The organism is Streptomyces sp. NBC_01788, from assembly GCF_035917575.1.
In the GTDB taxonomy this organism is placed as follows: domain Bacteria; phylum Actinomycetota; class Actinomycetes; order Streptomycetales; family Streptomycetaceae; genus Streptomyces.
The window spans coordinates 3,460,700-3,483,827 of sequence record NZ_CP109090.1; the positions used below are offsets into that span (position 1 = coordinate 3,460,700).

General features: G+C 72.0%; 22 protein-coding genes and 1 tRNA gene. 9 read left to right on the forward strand and 14 right to left on the reverse strand.

All coding sequences use genetic code 11. From position 1 onward, the window contains the following. Positions 1 to 215: 215 nt before the first annotated feature. From OIE49_RS15625 to galU, 8 genes are all read right to left on the reverse strand, one after another. Positions 216 to 617 carry a hypothetical protein gene (locus OIE49_RS15625; RefSeq protein ID WP_326802850.1) on the reverse strand — a complete coding sequence of 134 codons (402 nt, stop codon included), beginning with the start codon at positions 615 to 617 and terminating at the stop codon, positions 216 to 218. A gap of 568 nt (positions 618 to 1,185) precedes the next feature. Next, positions 1,186 to 1,259 (reverse strand) — tRNA-Ala (locus OIE49_RS15630). 73 nt (positions 1,260 to 1,332) lie between these two features. Continuing rightward, the gene (sepX, locus tag OIE49_RS15635) at positions 1,333 to 2,571 is read right to left on the reverse strand and encodes a divisome protein SepX/GlpR (RefSeq protein WP_326802851.1); all 1,239 of its coding nucleotides are present in this window, start codon (positions 2,569 to 2,571) and stop codon (positions 1,333 to 1,335) included. A 195-nt stretch (positions 2,572 to 2,766) separates the two neighbouring features. After that, positions 2,767 to 3,393 carry a GNAT family N-acetyltransferase gene (locus OIE49_RS15640; protein ID WP_199836780.1) on the reverse strand — a complete coding sequence of 209 codons (627 nt, stop codon included), beginning with the start codon at positions 3,391 to 3,393 and terminating at the stop codon, positions 2,767 to 2,769. Between the two features lie 20 nt (positions 3,394 to 3,413). Next, entirely contained in the window at positions 3,414 to 3,956 is a 543-nt protein-coding gene (locus OIE49_RS15645; protein ID WP_326802853.1) for a MogA/MoaB family molybdenum cofactor biosynthesis protein, read from the reverse strand. Further along, on the reverse strand, positions 3,953 to 4,465 hold the full coding sequence (gene moaC / locus OIE49_RS15650; RefSeq protein ID WP_326802854.1) for a cyclic pyranopterin monophosphate synthase MoaC: 513 nt from the start codon (positions 4,463 to 4,465) through the stop codon (positions 3,953 to 3,955). Before moaC ends, OIE49_RS15645 begins: the two co-directional genes overlap by 4 nt. An 86-nt stretch (positions 4,466 to 4,551) precedes the next feature. Beyond that, the gene (glp, locus tag OIE49_RS15655) at positions 4,552 to 5,874 is read right to left on the reverse strand and encodes a molybdotransferase-like divisome protein Glp (RefSeq protein WP_326802855.1); all 1,323 of its coding nucleotides are present in this window, start codon (positions 5,872 to 5,874) and stop codon (positions 4,552 to 4,554) included. A 5-nt stretch (positions 5,875 to 5,879) separates the two neighbouring features. Beyond that, entirely contained in the window at positions 5,880 to 6,806 is a 927-nt protein-coding gene (gene galU / locus OIE49_RS15660) for a UTP--glucose-1-phosphate uridylyltransferase GalU (protein ID WP_326802856.1), read from the reverse strand. Between the two features lie 103 nt (positions 6,807 to 6,909). On the opposite strand from galU, the gene OIE49_RS15665 reads away from it, so the two are divergent. Further along, the gene (locus tag OIE49_RS15665) at positions 6,910 to 7,524 is read left to right on the forward strand and encodes a 5-formyltetrahydrofolate cyclo-ligase (protein ID WP_234375761.1); all 615 of its coding nucleotides are present in this window, start codon (positions 6,910 to 6,912) and stop codon (positions 7,522 to 7,524) included. A gap of 110 nt (positions 7,525 to 7,634) precedes the next feature. Here OIE49_RS15665 and OIE49_RS15670 read toward each other — a convergent pair whose 3' ends face one another. Further along, entirely contained in the window at positions 7,635 to 10,487 is a 2,853-nt protein-coding gene (locus OIE49_RS15670) for a penicillin acylase family protein (protein ID WP_326802857.1), read from the reverse strand. A 214-nt stretch (positions 10,488 to 10,701) separates the two neighbouring features. On the opposite strand from OIE49_RS15670, the gene OIE49_RS15675 reads away from it, so the two are divergent. From OIE49_RS15675 to mscL, 6 genes are all read left to right on the forward strand, one after another. Continuing rightward, positions 10,702 to 12,213 (forward strand): potassium/proton antiporter, encoded by a 1,512-nt coding sequence (locus tag OIE49_RS15675; RefSeq protein WP_326806241.1) that lies wholly within the window; start codon positions 10,702 to 10,704, stop codon positions 12,211 to 12,213. Between the two features lie 205 nt (positions 12,214 to 12,418). Further along, positions 12,419 to 13,681, forward strand: a complete 1,263-nt coding sequence (locus OIE49_RS15680) for an MFS transporter (protein ID WP_326802858.1) — start codon at positions 12,419 to 12,421, stop codon at positions 13,679 to 13,681. A 67-nt stretch (positions 13,682 to 13,748) separates the two neighbouring features. Continuing rightward, positions 13,749 to 14,078, forward strand: a complete 330-nt coding sequence (locus OIE49_RS15685) for an FmdB family zinc ribbon protein (RefSeq protein ID WP_326802859.1) — start codon at positions 13,749 to 13,751, stop codon at positions 14,076 to 14,078. Between the two features lie 74 nt (positions 14,079 to 14,152). After that, complete coding sequence (locus OIE49_RS15690) at positions 14,153 to 14,986, forward strand: S-methyl-5'-thioadenosine phosphorylase (RefSeq protein ID WP_326802860.1); 834 nt, start codon at positions 14,153 to 14,155, stop codon at positions 14,984 to 14,986. A gap of 237 nt (positions 14,987 to 15,223) precedes the next feature. After that, positions 15,224 to 15,808, forward strand: coding sequence for a hypothetical protein (locus OIE49_RS15695; protein ID WP_100571108.1), 585 nt, complete (start codon positions 15,224 to 15,226; stop codon positions 15,806 to 15,808). 63 nt (positions 15,809 to 15,871) lie between these two features. After that, entirely contained in the window at positions 15,872 to 16,333 is a 462-nt protein-coding gene (gene mscL, locus OIE49_RS15700; RefSeq protein ID WP_326802862.1) for a large conductance mechanosensitive channel protein MscL, read from the forward strand. A 28-nt stretch (positions 16,334 to 16,361) separates the two neighbouring features. Here the strand turns inward: mscL and OIE49_RS15705 are convergent, their stop codons facing one another. Next, positions 16,362 to 16,544, reverse strand: coding sequence for a hypothetical protein (locus OIE49_RS15705; protein ID WP_326802863.1), 183 nt, complete (start codon positions 16,542 to 16,544; stop codon positions 16,362 to 16,364). Positions 16,545 to 16,609: 65 nt separating this feature from the next. Between OIE49_RS15705 and OIE49_RS15710 the strand changes: the two genes are divergently transcribed. Beyond that, the gene (locus tag OIE49_RS15710; RefSeq protein ID WP_326802864.1) at positions 16,610 to 17,638 is read left to right on the forward strand and encodes a P1 family peptidase; all 1,029 of its coding nucleotides are present in this window, start codon (positions 16,610 to 16,612) and stop codon (positions 17,636 to 17,638) included. 206 nt (positions 17,639 to 17,844) lie between these two features. Continuing rightward, the gene (locus OIE49_RS15715) at positions 17,845 to 18,591 is read left to right on the forward strand and encodes a DUF6227 family protein (RefSeq protein WP_100571112.1); all 747 of its coding nucleotides are present in this window, start codon (positions 17,845 to 17,847) and stop codon (positions 18,589 to 18,591) included. A gap of 68 nt (positions 18,592 to 18,659) precedes the next feature. Here OIE49_RS15715 and OIE49_RS15720 read toward each other — a convergent pair whose 3' ends face one another. From OIE49_RS15720 to OIE49_RS15735, 4 genes are all read right to left on the reverse strand, one after another. Beyond that, positions 18,660 to 18,911 carry a hypothetical protein gene (locus OIE49_RS15720; RefSeq protein WP_326802865.1) on the reverse strand — a complete coding sequence of 84 codons (252 nt, stop codon included), beginning with the start codon at positions 18,909 to 18,911 and terminating at the stop codon, positions 18,660 to 18,662. A 111-nt stretch (positions 18,912 to 19,022) separates the two neighbouring features. Next, entirely contained in the window at positions 19,023 to 21,239 is a 2,217-nt protein-coding gene (locus tag OIE49_RS15725; protein ID WP_326802866.1) for a PTS fructose transporter subunit IIABC, read from the reverse strand. Between the two features lie 154 nt (positions 21,240 to 21,393). Next, positions 21,394 to 22,341: a 1-phosphofructokinase gene (gene pfkB / locus OIE49_RS15730; RefSeq protein WP_326802867.1), complete on the reverse strand. Its 948-nt coding sequence runs from the start codon at positions 22,339 to 22,341 to the stop codon at positions 21,394 to 21,396. Then, positions 22,338 to 23,099 (reverse strand): DeoR/GlpR family DNA-binding transcription regulator, encoded by a 762-nt coding sequence (locus OIE49_RS15735; RefSeq protein ID WP_326802868.1) that lies wholly within the window; start codon positions 23,097 to 23,099, stop codon positions 22,338 to 22,340. Before OIE49_RS15735 ends, pfkB begins: the two co-directional genes overlap by 4 nt. Positions 23,100 to 23,128: the final 29 nt, after the last annotated feature.

Genomic DNA, 23,128 nt, shown 5'->3' on the forward strand with positions numbered 1-23,128 from the left:
CCGGTCGGTTTCCCGACCGGGGCTTCGAGCTGCGTGGACCTGATGAATTCGAACCCTTGGCCCACAGTGCATCGCGGTTTCCCGCAGCGTGACTCCCGACCGTGCTCGTCGCCCATCTCGGCACAGGTGCCGGCGGAGACGCGGTGTGCGCGTGTGCTCCGGCTGAAGAGCCGTACAGCGGTCACACACCGCGCTCCGTAGGCGTTGAGCGCTGACTACCTGTAGCCGCCGTGACCGTAGCCGCCGTAGCCGCCGTAGCCGTGACCGCCATAGCCGCCGTAGCCGCCATAACCGCCGTAGCCGCCGTAGCCGCCATAACCACCGTGGCCGCCGCGTCCGCCGTGGCCGCCGTAGCCGCCATGGCCGCCGTAGCCACCGTGGCCGCCGTAGCCACCACCGCCGCGGCCGCCGCCGCCGTGGCCGCCGCCACCGCCGCCGTGGCCGCCGCCACCACCGCCGCCACCGCCGCCGTGGTCACCGTAGGAGCTCACGGCGGTCTGCGGGGCGTGAGCCGGAGCGGCAGCTGCGGTCCCCGCCGCACCGATCGCGGCACCACCGGCCACGAGAACGCCGACTGCGGTAACCGCAAAGAGGTGCTTCAGACGCTGTGCCTGCATGATCTGTGCCTTCCACTTGATCGACTTGCGCGCTGTCGGACGCGCGATTGTCGGCCGCGGCCATAGGAAGATGCGCAACGTGATCTTGAATTCCCCCACACGTCATGGCGGGAAGAGCTTCCCTGCCCGGCTCCGTGGTCCCCCAGTGCGGTGGGTTTCACGAATGCGCCGAGGCCTCGGTCTTCAAGGATCCGCCGGAAGGGGCGTACTGCCGGGTTCCGGCTCCCTCTCACCTACGCTAGTCGCCCTTTGAGCGATCGCATCTTGAGCGGGCTGCCGACCATGACCGCCACCCCGGCGAGCATCGACGCCTGATCACAAGCGCATGCCGCTCAGCTCTGCCCGGTAGGTCAACGCTCCAGCAGAGAACCGGAGTTGGATCACACCCAGGCCCACAGGCGTCTGTTGGGGCACAGCTCGTCGACTTCGGAAGGTTCACCGACGCGCCGGGCGCTGCGGAAGCCCGGCGGGCACCTCGGGCAGCAAGATCCGGAGCAGTTGCCGTACTTCGCTGCCGCACGACATGTCAAAGCCCCGGTCGGTTTCCCGACCGGGGCTTTGAGCTGCGTGGACCTGAGGGGATTTGAACCCCTGGCCCCCTCGATGCGAACGAGGTGCGCTACCGGACTGCGCCACAGGCCCTTGCAACGAGTGAAACTCTAGCATCCTCGCCCGGGTGGTTGGTAATCCGTTGCCGGGCTGGTCAGGGGCGGAGTCACTCATTGGCCGCGCGGGGGCGGTCGCCCTCCTCGTACTGGTCGAAGAGCGGGGTGCGGCCACGCTCGCGGGAGCGGCGGGCCGAGGCTGCGCGGCGGGCGTCGGTGCGGCCGTCGGCGGCGGGCCTGTCCTCGGGGTGCGGCTCTGGTTCGGGCGCGGCCGGGGCCGCCGCCTCCTGCTCGGGCACGGCGGCGGAGGACCGCGCAGAGCTCCAGGCGTCCGGCGCGCCGAGGTCCACGTCGGAGGTGGCGCGCGGGGCGACGGGGGCGGTGACGTAGGTGGGCAGCGGCACCGGCACCGGGTCCCAGCTGTCGCCCTGGCCGGGGCGGTGCTGGCGCTCGCGCTGCTGGTCGAGCCACTCGGCGTGGTCGGTCTGCTCGACCAGTGCCCGCCGGTCGGCGGCGAGGGCGGAGAGGTCCGGGTCCGTCTCCGGCTCGGGCCCCGCGTCGGGCTCGTCCGCGGCGGGGTCCAGGGGTGTGCGCCGACGCGGCTGACGGCGGCTCTCGCGCAGCCGCTGCGCGGCGACCTCGGCGCGGCGGCGGTCCATCTGGTAGGCGAAGCGGTGCCGTTCCTGGGAGCGCAGGTACACGATGTACGCGCTGAGCAGCACGGCGGGCGCTCCGGGCGCCCACAGGAAGGTGAGCCCGCCGACCGCGGCGACGATCGCGCCGAGGGTGAAGGCGAGGAAGAGGATGACGGTGGTGCGTCTGCGGCGCGCGAGGACCTTCGAACGCCGGGCACGCGCCGCGGACACCTCCGCGCGCGGCGGGCGCCGGGTCGCGGGTACTCGTGGGTGCGCGGACGCCTCGGCGGGAGGACACGCGGACACGTCGGCGGGCGGTGCCGCCGCCGGTGACGCGGCCCGGGCGGCCGGCTTGGCGGTCCGCTCGCGCTCGTCGTGGCCGCGGGCCGGTTCCCGCTCTTCCCGTGCCGGCGGCTGCCGGCGCTCCGGCGAAGAACGGTCCGGGGGCATGGCGAAGGACCGGACGTCCACCGAGTCGGTGGCGGCGTCCGGCTCCCCGTCGGCGGGCTCCCCCTCCTCGGCGGAGCGCGCCCTGAGGTCCTTGGCGTACCGGCGCTCCATCCCCGCCCGTCCGGACAGGAACCGGATGGCGGTGCTGAAGCGTTCCGTCGGACGGGCCTCGTTCAGCTCGTCCTGCCTACGGAGCCACATCGGCACCAAGTAGGCGGCCCAGGCCCCGACGATGACTGCGTAGATGAGGCCGCTGCTGCTCACGCCTCACACGGTAGAGGGGTTTGCGTGAGGCCATCTGCCAATTGCGCCGGTGTGTCGCACGATCTGGCTGATATTTCGAACTTTTTTTGCGATCGATGTGATCAGCAGGACGTCAAGGAGGCGAATTCATTGCCACCCGGACGATCGGGAGCGGGTCCGGTTCAGATCACCGGCCGATCAATTTCGAACATTCATTCAATTTCCGGGTGAGGTGGGATTCCCCTTCGGCGTCCGCAGGGCACGGGTACGGCGCCAGCGGTTCAGCAGCCCGTCGGGCACCTCCTCCGCGGTGAGCGCGAACACCATGTGATCGCGCCAGGCGCCGTCGATGTGGAGATAACGGGGCCGCAGGCCCTCCTCGCGGAATCCGAGTTTCTCCACCACGCGCCGGCTCGGCCCGTTCTCGGGGCGAATGCAGACCTCGATGCGGTGCAGCCCCACGGTGCGGAAACAGTGGTCCACGACCATCGCCACGGCCGTCGGCATCACCCCGTGGCCGGCCACCGACTCGTCGACCCAGTAGCCGACGTGGCCCGAGCACATCGAGCCCCAGGTGATCCCCGCGACCGTCAACTGCCCCACCAGGCGCCCCTGGTACTCGATGACGAACGGCAGCATCCGGCCCGCGTGCGCCTCCGACCTGAGGTGGCGCACCATCTGCCGGTAGGTCGGCCGGTGCGTGATGGGCCCGCTGGGCGTGGGCGGCGGAATCGTCGCCTCCCAGGGCCTGAGCCAGTCCCGGTTGCGCCGGTTCACCTCGCGCCAGGCCCGCTGGTCGCGCAGCTTTATCGGCCGGAGGACGACATCGCCCTCCGCGAGCACGACGGGCCAGGATGGGCTGTTCAGCTCGCACCCCCACTGCCGGCACCGGGTCTGGCGTGGTCGCCGCCGCGCACCTGGTCGACGGCGTGCCTCAACAGCGGTTCCAGGACGGCCAGTCCGTCCTTCACCCCGCCCGTCGAGCCCGGCAGGTTGACGATCAGCGTCCCTCCGGCCACTCCGGCCAGCCCCCGGGACAGCGCCGCGGTCGGCACCTTCCGCATGCCGAACGCCCGGATGGCCTCCGCGATGCCCGGCACCTCGGTCTCGATCACCCGGCGGGTGGCCTCGGGGGTGCGGTCGGTGGGCGAGACGCCGGTGCCTCCGGTGGTGACGACGGTGTCGTAACCGGCCTCGACGGCGGCGCGCAGCGCGGCCTCCACCGGGTCTCCGTCCGGTACGACCCGCGGCCCGTCGACGGCGAAGCCGGCGCGCCGGAGGCCCTCGGCGACCAGCGGACCGCCCGTGTCCTCGTAGACCCCGGCGGCGGCCCGGTTGGAGGCGGTGACCACCAGGGCGCTGTACGGCGCGAGCAGCGCTCCTGAGGCCGGTGTGTCCAGGGTCATGCCCGGCTCCAGTCGCCCGACTTGCCGCCCGTCTTCTCCTCCACCCGTACGTCCGTGATGACCGCTCCCTTGTCGACCGCCTTGACCATGTCGATCACGGTGAGCGCGGCGACGGACACCGCGGTGAGCGCCTCCATCTCGACGCCCGTGCGGTCCGTGGTCTTCACCGTGGCCTCGATCTCCACGGCGTCGTCCGCGACCGACAGTTCCAGTCTCACACCCGACACCGACAGCGGGTGGCACAGCGGGATGAGGTCCGGGGTGCGCTTGGCGCCCATGATCCCGGCGATCCGCGCGGTGGCGAGGGCGTCGCCCTTGGGCACCCCCTCGCCGCGCAGCAGCTCGACCACGCGGGGCGAGACGAGGACGCGGCCGCTGGCGCGGGCGGTGCGCGCGGTCACGTCCTTGCCGGAGACGTCGACCATGCGGGCCGCGCCCGCGTCGTCGATGTGCGTCAGCCGGTCCGGCGCTGGGGGTCCGGGGGTCTCCCCCCGGGAAGGCACAGTCATGATCGTGTGGGGCTCCAGGTCCGGGCCCGCCGCCGTGCGGCGCACGGGCCTGTTGTGCGCGACACGGTACCGCCACCCCGCACGGCTCAGCCGAGCAGGACCACCTCGACCTCGGCGCCTGGCTCGACGGACTCGGTGTCCTCCGGCACGACGATGAGCGCGTCGGCCAGCGCGAGGGCGGCGACCAGATGGGATCCGGCGCCTCCCACAGGCCTGACCTCGCCGTCCGCGTGCACCCCGCGCAGGAACTGCCTGCGTCCCTTCGGCGAGGTCAGCGCCCGGTCCGCGGCCAGCGTCGCGCGCACGGTCGGCCGGTGGACGTCCCGAAGGCCCATCAGGGTGCGGATGACGGGGCGGACGAACAGCTCGAAGGAGACGTACGACGACACCGGGTTGCCCGGCAGGGCCAGCAGCGGGACGTGGTCGGCGCCGACGGTCCCGAAGCCCTGCGGCTTGCCCGGCTGCATGGCGAGCTTGCGGAACTCCACTCCGCCGCCCGGCTCGTCCTCGTCCCCCACGTGGGACAGCGCCTCCTTGACCACGTCGTACGCCCCCACGCTCACCCCGCCGGTGGTGACCAGCAGGTCGGCGCGGACGAGCTGGTCCTCGATGGTGGAGCGCAGGGTGTCGGCGTCGTCGGGGACGGCGCCCACCCGGTAGGCGATGGCGCCCGCGTCCCGGGCGGCCGCGGTCAGGGCGAAACTGTTGGAGTCGTAGATCTGGCCGTCGCCGAGCTGCTCGTCGGGCTGGACGAGTTCGCTGCCGGTGGACATCACCACCACGCGCGGGCGCGGACGCACCGGGACCGTGCCGAGGCCGATCGCGGCGAGCAGCGCGATCTGCGGCGGCCCGAGGACCGTTCCGGCCCGCAGGGCGCGCTCCCCCGCCTCCACGTCGCTGCCCTTCGCGCGCACGTGCGCGCGTGCCTCGGCGGGCCGGTACACGCGTACGTGCCCGCCGACGCCGTCGGGGGCGAGACTGCGGGCGCGCATCGTGCTCACCGGGCCCTCGCCGAGCCCTCCGTCGGTCCACTCCACGGGGACGACCGCCTCGGCCCCGGGCGGCAGCGGGGCCCCGGTCATGATCCGCGCCGCCTGTCCCGGTCCCACCCGGAGCAGGCCGGCCGCGCCCGCCGCGACGTCCCCGACGACCTCCAGGGCGGCCGGGAACTCCTCGCTCGCGCCCGAGACGTCCGCGACCCGCACCGCGTAGCCGTCCATGGAGCTGTTGTCGAACGGCGGCAGGGAGAGCGGCACCGTCACGTCGTCGACCAGGACGCAGCCCTGGGCGTCGAGCAGCTGCAGCTCGATGGGTTCCAGGGGGCGGACGGTGGTGAGGATGTCCTCCAGGTGCTCGTCCACCGACCACAGGTGGTCCGGGTCGGCGGTGCGGGGCTCGGCGCTGCTCAACGTCGTTACATCTCCTCGGCTACGTACCGCTGAAGCCAGGCCCTGAAGTCCGGGCCCAGGTCTTCACGTTCGCACGCGAGTCTGACAATGGCACGCAGATAGTCGCCGCGGTCACCGGTGTCGTAGCGGCGGCCCTTGAAGACGACGCCGTGCACCGGGCCGCCGGCCCGCTGCTCGTCGGTGGCCGCCGACGCGTGGGCCTCGGCCAGGTGCTGGAGGGCGTCCGTGAGCTGGATCTCGCCGCCGCGACCGGGCTCGGTCTTGCGGAGTACGTCGAAGATGTGCGGGTCGAGGACGTAACGGCCGATGATCGCGTAGTTGGAGGGGGCCTGCGCCGCGTCCGGCTTCTCGACCAGACCGGTCACCCGGACGACGTCGCCGTCCTCGGTGGCCTCCACGGCAGCGCAGCCGTAGAGGTGTATCTGCTCGGGCGCGACCTCCATGAGCGCGACCACGCTGCCGCCGTAGGTCTCCTGGACCTCGATCATCCGCTGGAGCAGCGGGTCGCGGGGATCGATCAGGTCGTCGCCGAGCAGGACGGCGAAGGGCTCGCTGCCCACGTGCGGGGCGGCGCAGAGCACGGCGTGACCCAGGCCCTTGGGGTCGCCCTGGCGGACGTAGTGCATCGTCGCGAGGTCGCTGGACTCCTGCACCTTGGCGAGCCGCTCGCCGTCGCCCTTCTTCTCCAGGGCCGACTCCAGCTCATAGTTGCGGTCGAAGTGGTCCTCCAGGGGCCGCTTGTTGCGCCCGGTCACCATGAGGACGTCGTCGAGGCCCGCGGAGACGGCTTCCTCGACCACGTACTGGATCGCCGGCTTGTCGACGACCGGCAGCATCTCCTTGGGAGTGGCCTTGGTGGCCGGCAGGAACCGGGTGCCAAGACCTGCCGCGGGAATGACAGCCTTGCTGATCCTGGGGTGCGCCTGTGTCATGGCCGCAACCCTATCCGCTGCCTTTGCGGGGAATCTGCCTCTCCGGTTAATTGACTCTCATATGAAAAGAAATGCCGGATTAAGGAAGGGTACGGAAGGACAAGTGAGCCACATCGGACGCAGTGCGGAGCCTGCCAAGCGGACCTTGCGACGAGAAATCCTCACAGTGAGGAAGACATTGACCGTGGATGAAGTGCGGGAGGCGGCGCACGCGCTGGCGGAGCGCGCCCTGGAGCTGCCCGAGCTGACTCAGGCGCGCACGATCGCCGCGTACGTCTCCGTGGGCACCGAACCGGGAACCCCCGCGCTGCTCGACGCGCTGCGCACGCGGGGCGCGCGCGTGCTGCTGCCCGCCCTGCTGCCCGACAACGACCTGGACTGGGGCGCGTACACCGGGGAGGGCTCCCTCGCGCGCGTGCAGCACGGCGGGCGGATGGCGCTGTTCGAGCCGACCGGTGAGCGTCTCGGCCCGGACGCCGTGACGACCGCCGACGTGGTTCTGCTGCCCGGCCTCGCCGTCGACGCGCGCGGCATGCGCCTGGGGCGCGGCGGCGGATCCTACGACCGCGTCCTGGCCCGCCTGGAGGCGGCGCGGGCGCATCCCGCCCTCGTGGTCCTGCTGTACGACACGGAGGTCGTGGAGCACATTCCCGAGGAGTCCCACGACCGTCCGGTGCAGGCCGTGGTGACACCGTCGGGCGTACGCCGCTTCACCTGACGCGCACGGCGTCGGAAACGGCCGGCATGACTCCTGCACGGCTCCGGCACGGCGAAGGCCCTCCACGCGTGCGCGTGGAGGGCCTTCGCCGCCGTGGTGGCCTCAGCGGGTCACGGCTTGAGCGCCAGCGTGTCCTTCGTGCTCTTGCCGACCGCGTCCGGCGAGAAGGACCACGAGAGCAGCTCACCCTTGGCCCACTTGCCCGTCTGGTCGGTGTAGTGGGCGCTGAAGGCGTGCCCGGAGGCCCCGGTGAGGTTGATCCACTTGGACTTGTCGAGGTCGCCGAGGTTGACCACCATCCGCATCGACGGCACCCACACCACGCCGTAGCCGCCGGCGGCGTTCCAGCCGGAGGCGTTGACCGCGGCCTCACCGCCGCTCAGCTTCCAGGGTCCGCGGTTGAGGACGTACTGCAGGACGCCCGGCCCCTCGGTGCCCAGCGTCTGGTTCTTCAGGAACAGGCGGTGCAGCCGGCCCCAGCTCCAGGTGTCGATGTCCTTGCCGAGCTTGGCGGTCAGCTCCCAGCGGGCGTCGATCATCGCGCGCTTGAACAGCTCGTCGCGGTTGTCCGCCTTGGGACGGGTGCCGGACGCCGGGGTCTTCCACCAGTCGCTGTCCGGCTTGTCGACGAGCGCCCGGACCACCTCGAACCAGCGGTCGCCGCCGTCGGGCTGCGCCTGGTCGGCGTCGCGCTGGCCGCACTCGCGGACCTTCTGGTTCTCGTCGGCGGGGCCCGTGTTGCCGGCCGGCTCCACCCACAGGCACTGGCCCTTGACCCGCAGTTCCTTGGGCAGCTTGTTGCCGAAGGCCAGCTTGAGGACGTTGCGCCAGACGGCGTTGAAGTACGCGGCGGCGGCCGAGTCGGCGTCCTGCGTGCGGTCCCAGCCCTCCAGCAGCTTCTGCGCCTGGCGGACGTCCTTGTCACCGATGTCGATGTTCAGCAGCTTGGGCACCAGCAGGTTGGCGATCGCGCTGCTGTTGTCCATCTGCATCTGGCGCATGTCGTCGGTGGAGATCTTGCCGCCGCCGTCGATCTTCTTCTGGATCAGGTCGGTGATCCGCCGGCTGCGGGTGCCGTAGCCCCAGTCCGTGGTGAGCGTGTACGGGTAGCGGGCCGGATCGACGACGGCCTGGTTGGCGGTGACGATGTAGCCGCGCTTGGGGTTGTACTCGTAGGGCAGTTCCTGCGGCCTGATGTAGCCGGTCCAGTCGTAGCCGGAGTCCCAGCCCGGCGCCGGGACGGAGCCGTCGTCGTTCTTCGCGCGCGTGGGGATGCGGCCGGGCAGCGTGTAGCCGATGTTGCCCTTGGTGTCGGCGTAGACCAGGTTCTGCGAGGGCACGTCGAACAGTTCCGCGGCCGACCGGAAGGAGTTCCAGTCCTTCGCGCTGTTCATGGCGAAGACGGCGTCCATGGAGGTGCCCGGCTCCAGCGCGGTCCACTTCAGGGCAATCGCATAGCCGTCGCCGCGGTCGGGCGCCGCGGTGGTGACCGTGGCCTTCTTGCCGACCGTCATCAGTTCGCTGGACCGGTCGGACAGCAGGGGCATCCCGTCGTCGGTCTCGCGCACGACGATCGTCTTGGACGCGCCGCCGGCGACCTTGATGGTCTCCTGGCGGGTCTTGAACGGCACCGTCTTGCTGTCGCGCAGGTAGCCGTTGCCGCTGAGCTTCTCCAGGTACAGGTCCGTGACGTCGACACCGGAGTTGGTCATGCCCCAGGCGATGTCCTGGTTGTGGCCGATGATCACACCGGGCATGCCCGCGAAGGTGTAGCCGGTGACGTCGTACGGGCACGCCTTGGAGAGTTCACGGCAGTGCAGGCCCATCTGGTACCAGACCGAGGGCAGCGACGCGGACAGGTGCGGGTCGTTGGCGAGCAGCGGCTTGCCGGTGATCGTGTACCGGCCGGCGACGACCCAGGAGTTGGAGCCGATGCCGTTGCCGTTGACGCCGACGGCCGTCGGGAGGCCGTCCAGGACGTCGTGCAGGCCCATCAGCTGGCTCTGCACGCCGGAGGAGCCGTTCGCGTCCGTCGCGGTGCCGGCACCGCCCGTGCCCGTCGACTCCGTCGTGGTGCCCGTGCCCAGGCCGGTCGAGGCGTCGGTACCCGTGCCGGTACCGATGCCCGTGCCGGTGCCGGTCGGGGTTCCGGCGCCCGTGCCCGTCGTGTCGCCGCCCGCTTCGAACGCCTGAGTGAGCTCGTTGTACTGGCCCTCGCCGACGATCGGCTTGTTCCTGCTGTACGGGTAGTCCGGGTACAGGTCCTTGATCTGCTTGGGGCCGAGGCGGCTGGTCATCAGGGCCCGGTCGATCTCGTCCTGCATGTTGCCGCGCAGGTCCCAGGCCATCGCCTTCAGCCAGGCGAGCGAGTCGACGGGGGTCCACTGCCCGGGCTTGTAGTCGTTGGCGAAGCCCAGGGCCGCGTACTCCAGGGAGATGTCCTTGGCCGCCCGCCCCTTGAGGTAGGCGTTGACGCCCTCGGTGTACGCCTGGAGGTACTTCTTCGTGGAGGCCGACAGCGTCTTGTCGTACTCCTGCCGGGCGACCCGGTCCCAGCCCAGCGTGCGCAGGAACTCGTCGTTCTTGAGCTGGCCCTTGCCGAACATCTCCGACAGGCGCCCTGACGTCATGTGCCGGCGCACGTCCATCTCGTAGAACCGGTCCTGCGCCTGGACGAAGCCCTGCGCCATGAACAGGTCCTCCGCGCCGGAGGCGTAGACCTGCGGGATGCCGTAGCCGTCCCGTCTGACGTCCACGGGGCCCGACAGGCCCTGCAGCGTGATGGTGCCCTTGGTCTGCGGGAAGGAGGCGCGCACGGTACTGACGGACCAGTAAGCGCCGTAGGCGGTGCCGCCGATGAGAGCCATCACCAGGACAAGCACGACCAAGCGGGCTTTTCGCCCCTTCTTCCTGCCGGACTTGCCGGCCTTGTCACCCGTTGAGGCGGTGGTGTTCGGGGGCATCGCTGTCCTTGCTGTCCTAACGCGAGCGGCAGGTCGGGCTGTGACTTCGAATGAACGCTGGAGCAACCATAGGCGCAGGGCCCGGTAGCACTTGACGCGGAGTCGGGCCCAGCGGTGGCGGGGCATCCCCATTTCGTCACGGACCGCGTCAAGAAAGCGTCAAGAGTTAGGTAAGGTAACGAAGTAAACCGGGAACTCGCGGAAGGAACCGCTGCTGACTGTTCACCACCTCAACCAGCTCCTGCTCGCCAGCTCGGTCGTCCTGCTCGTCGCGGTCGCAGCGGTCCGGGTCTCCTCGCGCAGCGGGCTCCCCAGCCTGCTCGTCTACCTGGGGATCGGCGTCGTCATGGGCTCGGACGGGCTCGGCGGCGTCCACTTCACCAACGCCGAACTGACCCAGGTCATCGGCTACGCGGCCCTCGTCGTGATCCTCGCCGAGGGCGGTCTCGGCACGAAGTGGAAGGAGATCAAGCCGGTCCTTCCGGCCGCCACGGCCCTCGCGGTGGTCGGTGTCGCCGTGAGCGTCGGCGTCACCGCGGCCGCCGCCCACTACCTCAGCGGTCTGGGATGGCGCCAGTCGCTCATCATCGGCGCCGTGGTGTCCTCCACGGACGCGGCGGCCGTCTTCTCCGTACTGCGCAAGATCCCCCTCCCCGCGCGCGTGACGGGCACGCTGGAGGCCGAGTCGGGCTTCAACGACGCCCCGGTGGTCATCCTGGTCGTCGCCTTCTCCACCGCGGGACCGATCGAGCACTGGTACGTCCTGGTGGGCGAGATAGCCCTGGAGCTGGCGATCGGCGCGGCCGTCGGCCTGGCGGTGGGCTGGCTCGGCTCCTGGGGCCTGCGGCACGTGGCACTGCCCGCCTCCGGTCTCTACCCGATCGCCGTCATGGCCATCGCGGTCACGGCGTACGCCGCCGGCGCGCTGGCCCACGGCAGCGGCTTCCTCGCCGTCTACCTCGCGTCGATGCTGCTCGGCAACGCCAAGCTGCCGCACTGGCCCGCCACCCGCGGCTTCGCCGAGGGACTCGGCTGGATCGCCCAGATCGGCATGTTCGTCATGCTCGGTCTGCTGGTCACCCCGCACGAACTGCTCGACGACGTCCTGCCCGCCCTCGTCATCGGTCTGGTGCTGACCATGGTCGCCCGCCCGCTGGGCGTGGTGGCGAGCCTGCTGCCGTTCCGGGTGCCGTGGCAGGAGCAGACCCTGATGTCCTGGGCCGGACTGCGCGGCGCCGTGCCCGTCATCCTGGCGACGATCCCCATGGTGAACGGGGTCGACGCCACCCACCGCATCTTCAACATCGTCTTCGTCCTGGTCGTCGTCTACACCCTCGTGCAGGGGCCGACCCTGCCCTGGCTCGCCCGCAAGCTGCGGCTGGGCTCCGGCGACGAGGCCGCCGACCTCGGCATCGAGTCGGCGCCCCTGGAGCGGCTGCGCGGCCATCTGCTGTCCGTCGCCATCCCCCACGGATCGCGGATGCACGGCGTCGAGATCAACGAGCTGCGGCTGCCGTCCGGGTCCGCGGTCACCCTGGTCGTCCGCGAGGGCAGGTCCTTCGTACCGCTGCCGACCACCACCCTGCGGCGCGGCGACGAACTCCTCGTGGTCGCCACCGACCCCGTCCGGGAGGCGGCCGAACGGCGGCTGCGCGCGGTCGGCCGAGGCGGCAAGCTGGCCGGATGGCTCGGCGCCGGGGGCGCGGAGGCGGGCAACCGAGGATGAGGGGCGTTCCCCGCGCCCCTGTACGATGACGGGGCACCCTGATCGAACCAACTCTGCCTGACGCAGAGCTGGCGCGACCGTATGGCGGCCGGGCATCCCCCCTCTCAGCGGATGCCGGCATCTACCGCAGTCCGCGCAAGAGGACAGCTCTCGGCCGCGCCCGCACGCCCGGGCCCGCGCTACCAGGCGGCAGAAAGGCACGGCCGTGGGATCCACGGTCAAATCCTCCCGCCCGGGATACGGGCAGCTGCTGCGCACCCGCGGCGCCTGGACGTTCCTGCTCCCCGGCTTCGCCGCGCGCCAGCCGTTCGGGATGCTCACCATCTCCATCGTGCTGCTGGTGCAGCACACCACCGGCTCCTATGGCTCGGCCGGCGCCGCCGCTGCCGTCACCGGCGTCTCCATGGCGCTGTTCGCGCCCTACAGCGGACGCCTCGCCGACCGTTACGGGCAGCGCGCGGTACTGGTCCCCGGTGTTCTCGTGCACACCGTCGCGGGGCTGACGCTGACCGCGCTCGCCCTGGCGCACGCCCCCCTGTGGGCGCTGTTCGCGGCGGCCGTGCCGACCGGCGCCTCGATGCCGCAGGCCGGCCCGATGGTGCGGGCCCGCTGGGGCGTGACGCTCAAGGACTCGCCGCTGATGACCACCGCGGCCGCCTTCGAGTCCGTCACCGACGAGCTGACGTTCGTCGTCGGCCCCCTCCTGGCGACCGCCCTGTGCACGACCGTCACCCCGGCCGCCGGACTGGTCACCGAGTCCGCGCTCACCCTCGTCGGCGGTCTGCTGTTCGCCGCCCAGAAGCGCACCCAGCCGCCCGTCACCGGCGGGCACGCGCGCGTGGAGCACGCCTCCGCCCTGCGCGTCCCCGGGGTGCGGGTGCTGATCGCGACCTTCCTCGGCATCGGCTCGGTCTTCGGCGGCATGCAGGTCTCGCTGGCCGCGTTCACCGAGTCGATCGGCGAGCCCGGCCTCAACGGCGTGCTCTACGGAACCTTCGCCGCGGGCAACATGCTCTCCGGCGTCGTGTGCGGCGCCATCGCCTGGAAGAACGCCCCGCAGCACCGTCTCCTCGTCGGCTACATCGCCCTGGCGCTGGCCGCGTCCGCCCTGTGGACCGCGCACTCGGTGCTGCTCCTGGCGGCGCTCGGCCTCCTGGTCGGCATGTGCATCGCGCCCGCCCTGATCACCGGCTACACCCTGGTGGAGGGCCTGGTCCCGGCCGGCGCCCGCACCGAGGCGTTCACCTGGCTCACGGGCGCGGTCGCGCTCGGCCAGGCGGCGGCGGTCACGGTCGCCGGACAACTGGAGGACCGTCTGTGGGGCGGCGCCGGCTTCCTGGTGCCGATGGCCGGCACGGTGCTGGCCCTGCTGACCCTGGTGGCCCTCAGGTCACGGCTCGCGTCCCCGACGCAGGGCCGCACGGTCGCACGTGGCGTCGGTCACCGAGCCCACGTCACAGTGGACTGATCCTCGGGAATACGTCACTATGGACCGTCGTTAGCACTCATCGAGTGAGAGTGCCAGGAGGAAGACAGTGCCCACCTATCAGTACCAGTGCACCGAGTGCGGCGACGGCCTCGAGGCGGTGCAGAAGTTCACCGACGACGCACTCACCGAGTGCCCCGGTTGCGGTGGCCGCCTGAAGAAGGTGTTCTCCGCGGTCGGCATTGTCTTCAAGGGATCCGGCTTCTACCGCAACGACAGCCGCGGCTCCTCGTCGAGCAGCAGCCCGGCGTCGTCGTCGAAGTCGTCGAGCTCCTCCTCCTCGTCGGGGTCCTCCTCGTCGGGGTCGACCTCCGGCTCGTCCTCGTCGTCGGGTTCGTCCTCGACGTCCGCGAGCTCGGCCGGCAGCTCCGCCGCCTGACGTCTTCCTTCCGGGACCCCGCCGTCGTGGGACGGTGGGGTCCTCGGCGCGCGCGTGGCGCTAGTGTGCTGGTCATGGCGAACGCGGAGATCGGTGTCATCGGCGGTTCCGGCTTCTACTCGTTCCTCGACGACGTGACCGAGGTCCGGGTGGAGACGCCGTACGGGGAGCCCAGCGACTCCGTCTTCCTCGGTGAGGTCGCCGGCCGGCGGGTCGCCTTCCTGCCCCGGCACGGCCGCGGCCACCACCTCCCGCCGCATCGCATCAACTACCGGGCCAACCTGTGGGCGCTGCGCTCCGTCGGCGTGCGCCAGGTGATCGGGCCCTGCGCGGTGGGCGGGCTGCGTCCCGAATACGGTCCGGGCACGCTGCTCGTGCCCGACCAGTTCGTCGACCGTACGAAGTCCAGGGAGCAGACCTACTTCGACGGACTGCCGCGGACCGACGGCACGGTGCCGAACGTCGTGCACGTCTCGATGGCCGACCCGTACTGCCCGGTGGGCCGCACGGCCGCGCTGAAGGCGGCGCGCGGGCGGGACTGGGACGCGGTGGACGGCGGCACTCTCGTCGTGGTGGAGGGTCCCCGCTTCTCGACCCGGGCCGAGTCGCTGTGGCACCAGGCGCAGGGCTGGTCGGTGGTGGGCATGACCGGTCACCCCGAGGCGGCGCTCGCCCGCGAACTGGAGCTCTGCTACACCTCGCTGACCCTGGTCACCGACCTGGACGCGGGCGCGGAGACCGGCGAGGGCGTCTCGCACGAGGAGGTGCTGCGGGTCTTCGCCGCCAATGTGGAACGGCTGCGGGGCGTTCTGTTCGACGCGGTGGCCGCGCTGCCCGCGACCGGGGAGCGGGACTGCCTGTGCGCCGGTGCGCTGGGCGGGATGGACCCGGGGTTCACGCTGCCGTAGCGGGCGGCGGCTTGCTCCTTCGGGTGAGGGAGTTGTCCACAACCGGCGGGTAGCACACGGGCTCCGGCGGGCGGCGGCGCGATGACTCATCGTGGGCGTGGCAAGCCGAAATCCCCGTCGCTGGTGGTGGTCCGCATGTCCGTGCCGTCTTCGCCGTATGCGTCTTCGTCGTCGTATGCGCCTTCGTCTTCGTCGTACGCGTCTCCGTCTTCGTCCTCGCCGCCTTCGTCCCCGCCTGTGCCGTCGTCGCCCCCGCACTCTCCGCGCCTGCCTTCCTTTCCGTACGCGCCCGGCACGGACGCCCCGGCCACGTGTGAGGTGCCCCACTTCGCGCCGGTGCGCGTGCGCGGCGGGCGGTACGGGCTGCGCCGACTCGTACGGCACCGGGGGCGCGCGGTGGCGGCCGGGCTCGCCGTGACCGCGGCCGCGCTCGTGGCGGCAGGTCCGCGGGACGCTCCGGACCCGCCTCGCGGCGGACCGGCCCGCGGGCAGCCGGCGCCGGCCGACGGAGCCGGTCGGGCCTCCGGTGGCCGCGGCGCGGACGAGGTGCGCATGGTGATCGCGCCCGTGCGCATCGCGGACGCGGCCACGGTCCGGCTGCTGCGCCCCGGCGACCGGGTCGACGTGATCGCCGCGGAGGATCCGGCGACGGGCGGGCAGGCCCGGGTGGTCGCGCACGGAGCCCGGGTGGCCAAGGTCCCGGAGCCCGTGGACGACGTGGCCGGGGGCGGGGCGCTGGTCGCGCTGTCGGTACCGCGCTCCACCGCGGCAGGGCTGGCCGGGGCGAGTGCGACGGCCAGGCTGGCGGTGACCCTGTGGTGAGCCGTAGGTTGCGGAGCTGTTCGTTCCGCACGTCGCAGTCGCATGTCCAAGGAGGAGCCGCAGGTGAGCGACAAGAAGGACCCGAACCTCTGGCAGGGCTTCAAGGCCTTCCTGATGCGCGGGAACGTCGTCGATCTGGCAGTAGCGGTGGTCGTCGGCGCCGCCTTCACCAATATCGTCAACGCGGTGGTGAAGGGAGTGATCAGTCCGGTCGTCGGAGCGATCGGCACCAAGAACCTCGACCATTACGACTCGTGCCTGAGCGCCACCTGCGAGGGCGATCAGGGCATCCAGATCATGTGGGGTTCGGTCCTCGGCGCCGCGCTCCAGTTCCTGATCACGGCCGCGGTGGTCTACTTCCTGATGGTCCTGCCCATGGCGAAGTTCCTGGCCCGCCAGGAGGCACGGAAGCAGGCCAGGGAGGGCGCCGAGGCGACCGTGGAGGTGACCGAGCTGGAGGTGCTCAAGGAGATACGCGACGAGCTGGTCGCCGCCCGGCGCGACTCCGAATACGGCGAGCGGTAGCGTCCGCGCTCCTGCGGGCCCACGTGCCTCAGAGGTGGTGGGGAGGCTTCTCGTCCAGGAAGCGCTTGAGGTCGGCCGCGGAGTCGCCTTCCCCGCGCTCGCCCCACCCGCGGTCGGTGTCGTCCGTGGACTGCTGGTTCAGCGGGTCGTCGAAGATCAGCGCGGCCTTCGGGTCACGCGGTTCGGGGGCGGGCTCGGGGGCGGTACTCATGCCTCAAGGGTACGGTCCGCGCCGTGCGGCGTGACGTCCCATGCGGGGCGGGGAGACTGGCTCCCATGACAGTGGACGCTCTGACGGACGTCGAAGGCCTGCGCGTGGGACACGCGACGCGCACGGGCGGCGGTTGGCTCACCGGCACGACGGTCGTGCTCGCTCCGGAGGGCGGCGCCGTCGCCGCCGTGGAGGTGCGCGGCGGCGGCCCCGGGACCAAGGAGACCGACGCTCTGGATCCGCGCAACCTGGTGCGGACGGTGGAGGCGGTCGTCCTGACCGGCGGCAGCGCCTACGGGCTGGACGCCGCCTCGGGAGTGATGGCCTGGCTGGAGGAGCGGGGGCGCGGGGTCAGGGTCGGGCCCGACCCTTCGCACGTCGTACCGGTCGTACCCGCCGCCTGCGTGTTCGACCTGGGCCGCGGCGGTGACTTCCGGGCCCGGCCGGACGCGGCCACCGGGCGCGCCGCGGTCGAGAGCGCGGCGGCGAGCGAGGTGGGCGAGCGTGTGCCCGAGGGGTGCGTGGGCGCCGGAACAGGAGCGGCCGTCGGACCGCTCAAGGGAGGGGTCGGCACGGCGAGCACGGTGCTCGACTCGGGCGTCACGGTGGCCGCGCTGGTGGTGGCCAACGCGGTGGGATCGGCGGTCGATCCGGAAACGGGGGTGCTGTACGGGGAGTTGTTCCAGGGACCGGTGAAGTATCCCGACGCGCGGGTGCACGAGCGCGCGCGGCTGCGCCTCGCCGAGGCCGCCGCGAGGAACGTGCCACCCCCGCTGAACACCACCCTGGCGGTGGTCGCCACCGACGCGGACCTGACCAAGGCGCAGGCGCAGAAGCTGGCCGGCACGGCGCACGACGGCATCGCGCGCGCCGTACGTCCGGTGCACCTGCTCAACGACGGAGACACGGTGTTCGCGCTGGCGACCGGGGCGCGCCCGCTGGACCCCGGTGCCCCCCTCGCCCTGAACGAGATCCTCGCGGCGGGCGCGGACCAGGTGACCCGTGCGATCGTCTGCGCGGTGCGGGCCGCGGAGGCGGTGACCGGGCCGGGCGGGGAGTGGCCTGCCTACGAGCAGCTGTACGGCGCCCGTTGACCTTTTGCGGCGCCCGAAGTCCGGACTCTGCTTCGCAACATGCTCTTGACCAGCGGATTTTGACGGAATTTCGGTTCCGGCGGGAACTTCTGGCGCGGGCCGGCCGTTTTCGTCACGGACGTTTTCTCGGATCGCGGACATGATGCTCGACCGAGGGGCTACGGTATGCACCCACAAGGTGACATGCAGCAACGCCGGGAGAAACCTTGAGCGTTCCGTACGAGACGACAGCGTACGAGCCACGCGAGTCGCCCGAGTCTCCGGAGGAGCACCTCGCGCGGCTCCTCGGCCGCGCCCTGAACTCCTTCGAGTTACCCGACGAGACCATACGGCGACTCGACTGCGCCCTGGCCTACGACGGTTCGTTGCACTCGGCGCACCACAGCGCCGGACTGCACCGGGAGACCTACCGGCACACCTGGTTGCTCGCCGACGGCTCCGCGCTCACCCTCTGGGAGCTGGTGCACAACACCGCGCCGGGCAGCGAGGTGCAGCACGAGGTGTACGACGACGAGGAGGAGCTGAGCACCGCCACCGCCCGGTTGCCGCTCCCGCCGGACGCGCCGGAGTTCGAACTGCCGGTGCTGGTCCAGCTCTCGCCGCCGCCCCAGGCACGGCACTCGTACGCGTCCGACGACTCGGCCGACCACGCACGCCGTCTGCTGCGGCGCGCGGAGAACGCCGACCGGCCGGGCGCGGATGTCGCGTGCCTGCTGGCGGCGGCGTCCGGTCACCGGATCACCCAGGCCTTCGGCCGCCCCTGCCGCGCGGGCCGGGCCGGACTGTGCTTCTCGCTCTACGAGCATGCGTTCCTGCTGGACGGCGGTGTGGAGATCTCCCTGTGGGAGGTGGAGCACACGGCGACCCCCGACGGTCGTCACATGTGCGAGGTGTACGTGACGGAGGACGCGGCCCGCGGCGCGATGGAACGGCGCGCGGCGCAGATGTCCTAGAGCCCTTCTGCCGAAGAGCCCTTGAACCCTTCAGCCGGTGGCGATCGCCCGCTCGGCCGGGGTGAGCCTCAGCCGCCGTTGCCGAGTCGGCGCACCAGACCCGCGAAAGCGTCCCTCTCCTCCGAGGTCAGTTCGACGAACTCCCGGCCGGGTCCGGTACCGCGCTGGAGCGGGAGACCCGGCCTCGGGGCGGACTGCGGTCGAGCGGTCTCGAGACGGGTGGCGCGCCGGATGCGGGCGAGCCCGATCAGGCAGGCGACGGTCAGCGCGGCGGGGACGGCCACACCAATCCACATCAGGGTCGAGACTTGCTGAGGCATGTGCTCCAGTAGACACCACGGTCCGGGACTTTGACCCCGGACCGTGACGTATCTCGCAGGTGCCGTGAACAACTCACAGTGCACCAAAAGGACAAGGAGGCAAGGAGCGGATCAGGCCGCCACCGGCTGCTTCCGGTCGGCGGGCTCGGCCGACGCTCCCCCGCCCGCCTCGGCGGCAGCCGCACCCGGCGCCGGCTTGCGCAGGGTCTTCAGGCCGACCACCAGGGCGGTGGTCACGCACACGCCCGCCGCGATGGCGATCAGGTAGAGGAACGGGTTGCCGATCAGCGGCACCACGAAGATGCCTCCGTGGGGGGCGCGCAGCGTGGCGCCGAAGACCATCGACAGGGCGCCGGTGAGCGCGCCGCCGACCATCGACGACGGGATGACGCGCAGCGGGTCGGCCGCCGCGAAGGGGATGGCGCCCTCGGAGATGAAGGAGGCGCCCAGAACCCAGGCGGCCTTGCCGTTCTCCCGCTCGGTGTGGGTGAACAGCTTGCCGCGCACGGTCGTCGCCAGGGCCATCGCCAGCGGCGGGACCATGCCGGCCGCCATCACCGCGGCCATGATCTTCATGGCCGAGTCGCTGGGGTTGGAGACCGCGATACCGGCGGTGGCGAAGGTGTAGGCGACCTTGTTGACCGGACCGCCGAGGTCGAAGCACATCATCAGGCCGAGCAGCGCGCCGAGCAGGACGGCGTTGGTGCCGGTCAGCCCGTTCAGCCAGTCGGTCATGCCCTTCTGCGCGGTGGCGATGGGCTTGCCGATGACCACGAACATCAGGAACCCGACGACCGCCGAGGAGATCAGCGGGATCACCACCACCGGCATGATGCCGCGCAGGGCCGCCGGGATGCGCACCTTCTGGATCGCCATCACGACACCACCGGCGATCAGACCGGCCGCGAGACCGCCGAGGAAACCGGCGTTGATGGTGAGCGCGATCGAGCCGCCGACGAATCCGGGGACGAGGCCCGGGCGGTCCGCCATGCCGTAGGCGATGTAGCCGGCCAGCACCGGGACGAGGAAGGCGAAGGCCACGCCGCCGATCTGGAACAGCAGGGCGGCCCAGCTGTCGGCCTGGGTCCAGACGAAGTGGTCCATCACCGACGGCGCCTTGTTGATCTCGTAGCCGCCGATCGCGAACCCGAGGGCGATCAGCAGACCGCCCGCGGCCACGAAGGGAACCATGTAACTGACGCCGGACATGAGCCACTTGCGCAGCTTCGTACCGTAGCCCTCGCCCGGCTCGCCGCCCCGCTCGACCGGCGTGCCGCCGGGCGCGGGGGCCGTGCCGCTCACCTCGCCGCGCGCTGCCTTGGCGCGGACCTCGGTGATCAGTTCGCCGGGACGGTTGATTCCCGCCTTCACGCCGACGTCGATGACCGGCTTGCCGACGAAGCGGTCCTTGTCGCGTACGGGGACGTCGTGGGCGAAGATCACGCCGTCGGCCGCCGCGATCACCGCCGGGTCGAGCCGGTCGAAGCCGGCCGAACCCTGGGTCTCGACGACCACCTCGACGCCCGCCTCGCGGCCGGCGTTCTCCAGCGACTCGGCCGCCATGTAGGTGTGCGCGATACCGGTGGGGCAGGAGGTGACGGCGACGATCCGGAACGGACGGTCGCCGGAAGCGCCGGCGGTACCGGAAGCGCCCGCCGCGGCGGCCGCGTCCGTGGCGGCCGCTTCCGTGGCGGTCCCGTCCGGTGCCGGGGTCCCGTCCGGTGCCGGGGTCCCGTCCGGTGCCGGGGTCGTGTCGGCCGCCACGGCGCCGGAGGAGGCCGCCCCCGGCGTCGCGGCGGTGTCTTCGGGGGCGTCCGTCGCCCGCGTGGAGGCGCCCTCGGCGGTCGCGGCGGCGCCCTCGGCACCTGCCGTGGCCTCGCCGGGAGCCTCGTCCCCGCGGATGAGCGCGGCAGCAGCAGCAGCGTCGTCCACCGAGCGCAGCGCGGAGGTGAACTCGTTGTTCATCAGCTGCCGGGCCAGCGAGGACAGGATCTTCAGATGGGCGTCGTCGGCGCCGGCCGGGGCCGCGATCAGGAAGATCAGGTCGGCGGGGCCGTCCGCCGCGCCGAAGTCGATCCCGGCCGCGCTGCGCCCGAAGGCGAGCGTCGGCTCGGCGACGTGCTCGCTGCGGCAGTGCGGGATGCCGATGCCACCGTCCAGGCCGGTCGGCATCTGCGCCTCGCGGGCGGCCACGTCGGCCAGGAAGCCCTCCAGGTCGGTCACCCGGCCCTCGGCCACCATCCGTTCGGCGAGGGAGCGCGCCGCCGCTTGCTTGGTGTCGGCGGACAGGTCGAGGTCGACCAGGTCCGCGGTGATCATGTCGCTCATCGCGGGCTCCTTAGCGCGCGTATCGCCCGGTCACTGAGATGGGCGGGGGTGGGGACGGGGGAGGTGAGGGGAGAGTGGGGAGTGCGGGGAGAGTCGTCAGGGGTGCGGGCCGTGGGAGGCGTCGTACGGCACCGGGTGCGGGGCGGGCGGCCGGTCATGTCACCGGCTCCGTCAGCGCGCGGTCCACCGGCACGTCCGGTGTGACGGTCACCGCCGCCGGGTCCAGGTCGGCGGGGGTCGGCATCAGGCTGCCCGGCAGCTGGACGGCGGCCGCGCCGTGGGCGACGGCGAGAGCGAGGGCCTCCGGACCGGTGCCGCCGGCGATCAGGAACCCGGCGAGGGAGGAGTCGCCGGCCCCGACGTTGCTGCGGACGGCGTCCACGCGCGCGCTGCCGAACCAGGCGCCCGCGTCGTCGACGAGCAACTGTCCGTCGGCGCCCAGGCTCGCGAGCACGGTGCGCGCGCCGAGTCCGCGCAGTTCCTCGGCCGCCTTCACCGCGTCGCCGACCGTCGCCAGCGAGCGCCCGACGGCCTCGGCGAGTTCCGCGGCGTTCGGCTTGACCAGGTCCGGGCCCTCGCGCAGCGCCTCGAGCAACGCGGGCCCGGAGGTGTCCAGGGCGATGCGCACACCGGCCGCGTGCGCCTGCGCGACCAGGTCGGCGTACCAGGACGGTGCGAGTCCCCGGGGCAGGCTGCCGCAGCACGCGATCCAGTCGGCGCCGCGCGACTGCCGCCGCACGGTCTCCAGCAGCAACTCCTGCTCTTCCGCCGAGAGTTCAGGACCCGGTGCGTTGATCTTCGTCAGGACGCCGTCGGCCTCCGCGAGCGCGATGTTCGAGCGGGTGGCCCCGGCGACCGGCACCGGCGCGACGTCGATGCCCTGTGCGTCGAGCAGTTCCGCGACGAGTGCGCCCGGTGCGCCGCCCAGGGGAAGGACGACGACCGTGCGCTGCCCGGCGGCCGCGACGGCGCGCGAGACGTTCACGCCCTTGCCGCCCGGGTCCATGCGCTCGCCGGTGGCCCGGACGACCTGGCCGCGTTCGAGCGCGGGGACCTCGTAGGTGCGGTCCAGGGAGGGGTTGGGGGTGACGGTGACGATCATGCGCGTACTACTTCCGTGCCGCCGCGCTCGATGGCGGCCGCGTCTTCGGGACTCAATCCGCTGTCGGTGATCAGCAGGTCCACGTCGTCCAGACCGCCGAAGCGGGCGAAGTGCTCCTGGCCGTGCTTGGCGGAGTCGGCGAGCAGCACCACACGGCGGGCGGCGGCCATCGCCGCGCGCTTCACCGCGGCCTCGGCGAGGTCGGGGGTGGTCAGACCGTGTTCGGCGGAGAAGCCGTTGGCGGCGACGAACAGCACGTCGGCGCGGATCTCGCCGTAGGCCCGCAGCGCCCAGGCGTCCACGGCGGCACGCGTGCGGTTGCGCACCCGCCCGCCCACGAGGTGGAGCTGGAGGCCGGGGTGGTCCGCGAGGCGGGCCGCGATCGGCAGGGAGTGCGTGACGACGGTGAGCGAGGCCTCCAGGGGCAGGGCGGCGGCCACACGGGCCACCGTCGTGCCGGCGTCGAGGATCAGCGTGCCCTCGGCCGGCAGTTCGGCCAGGGCCGCCTTGGCGATGCGGTCCTTCTCGTCGGCTGCGGTGGACTCGCGCTCGGTGAGGTCCGGCTCGAAGTCGAGACGGCCGGCCGGGATGGCGCCGCCGTGCACCCTGCGCAGCAGGCCCGCGCGGTCGAGGGCCTTCAGGTCGCGGCGGATCGTCTCCGCCGTCACCTGGAACTCCTCGGCGAGCGACACGACGTCCACGCGGCCGCCGTCCCTGGCGAGCCGGAGGATCTCCTGCTGCCGCTCCGGTGCGTACATGTCCGTCCGCCTCCGACTGATGCCCGAAC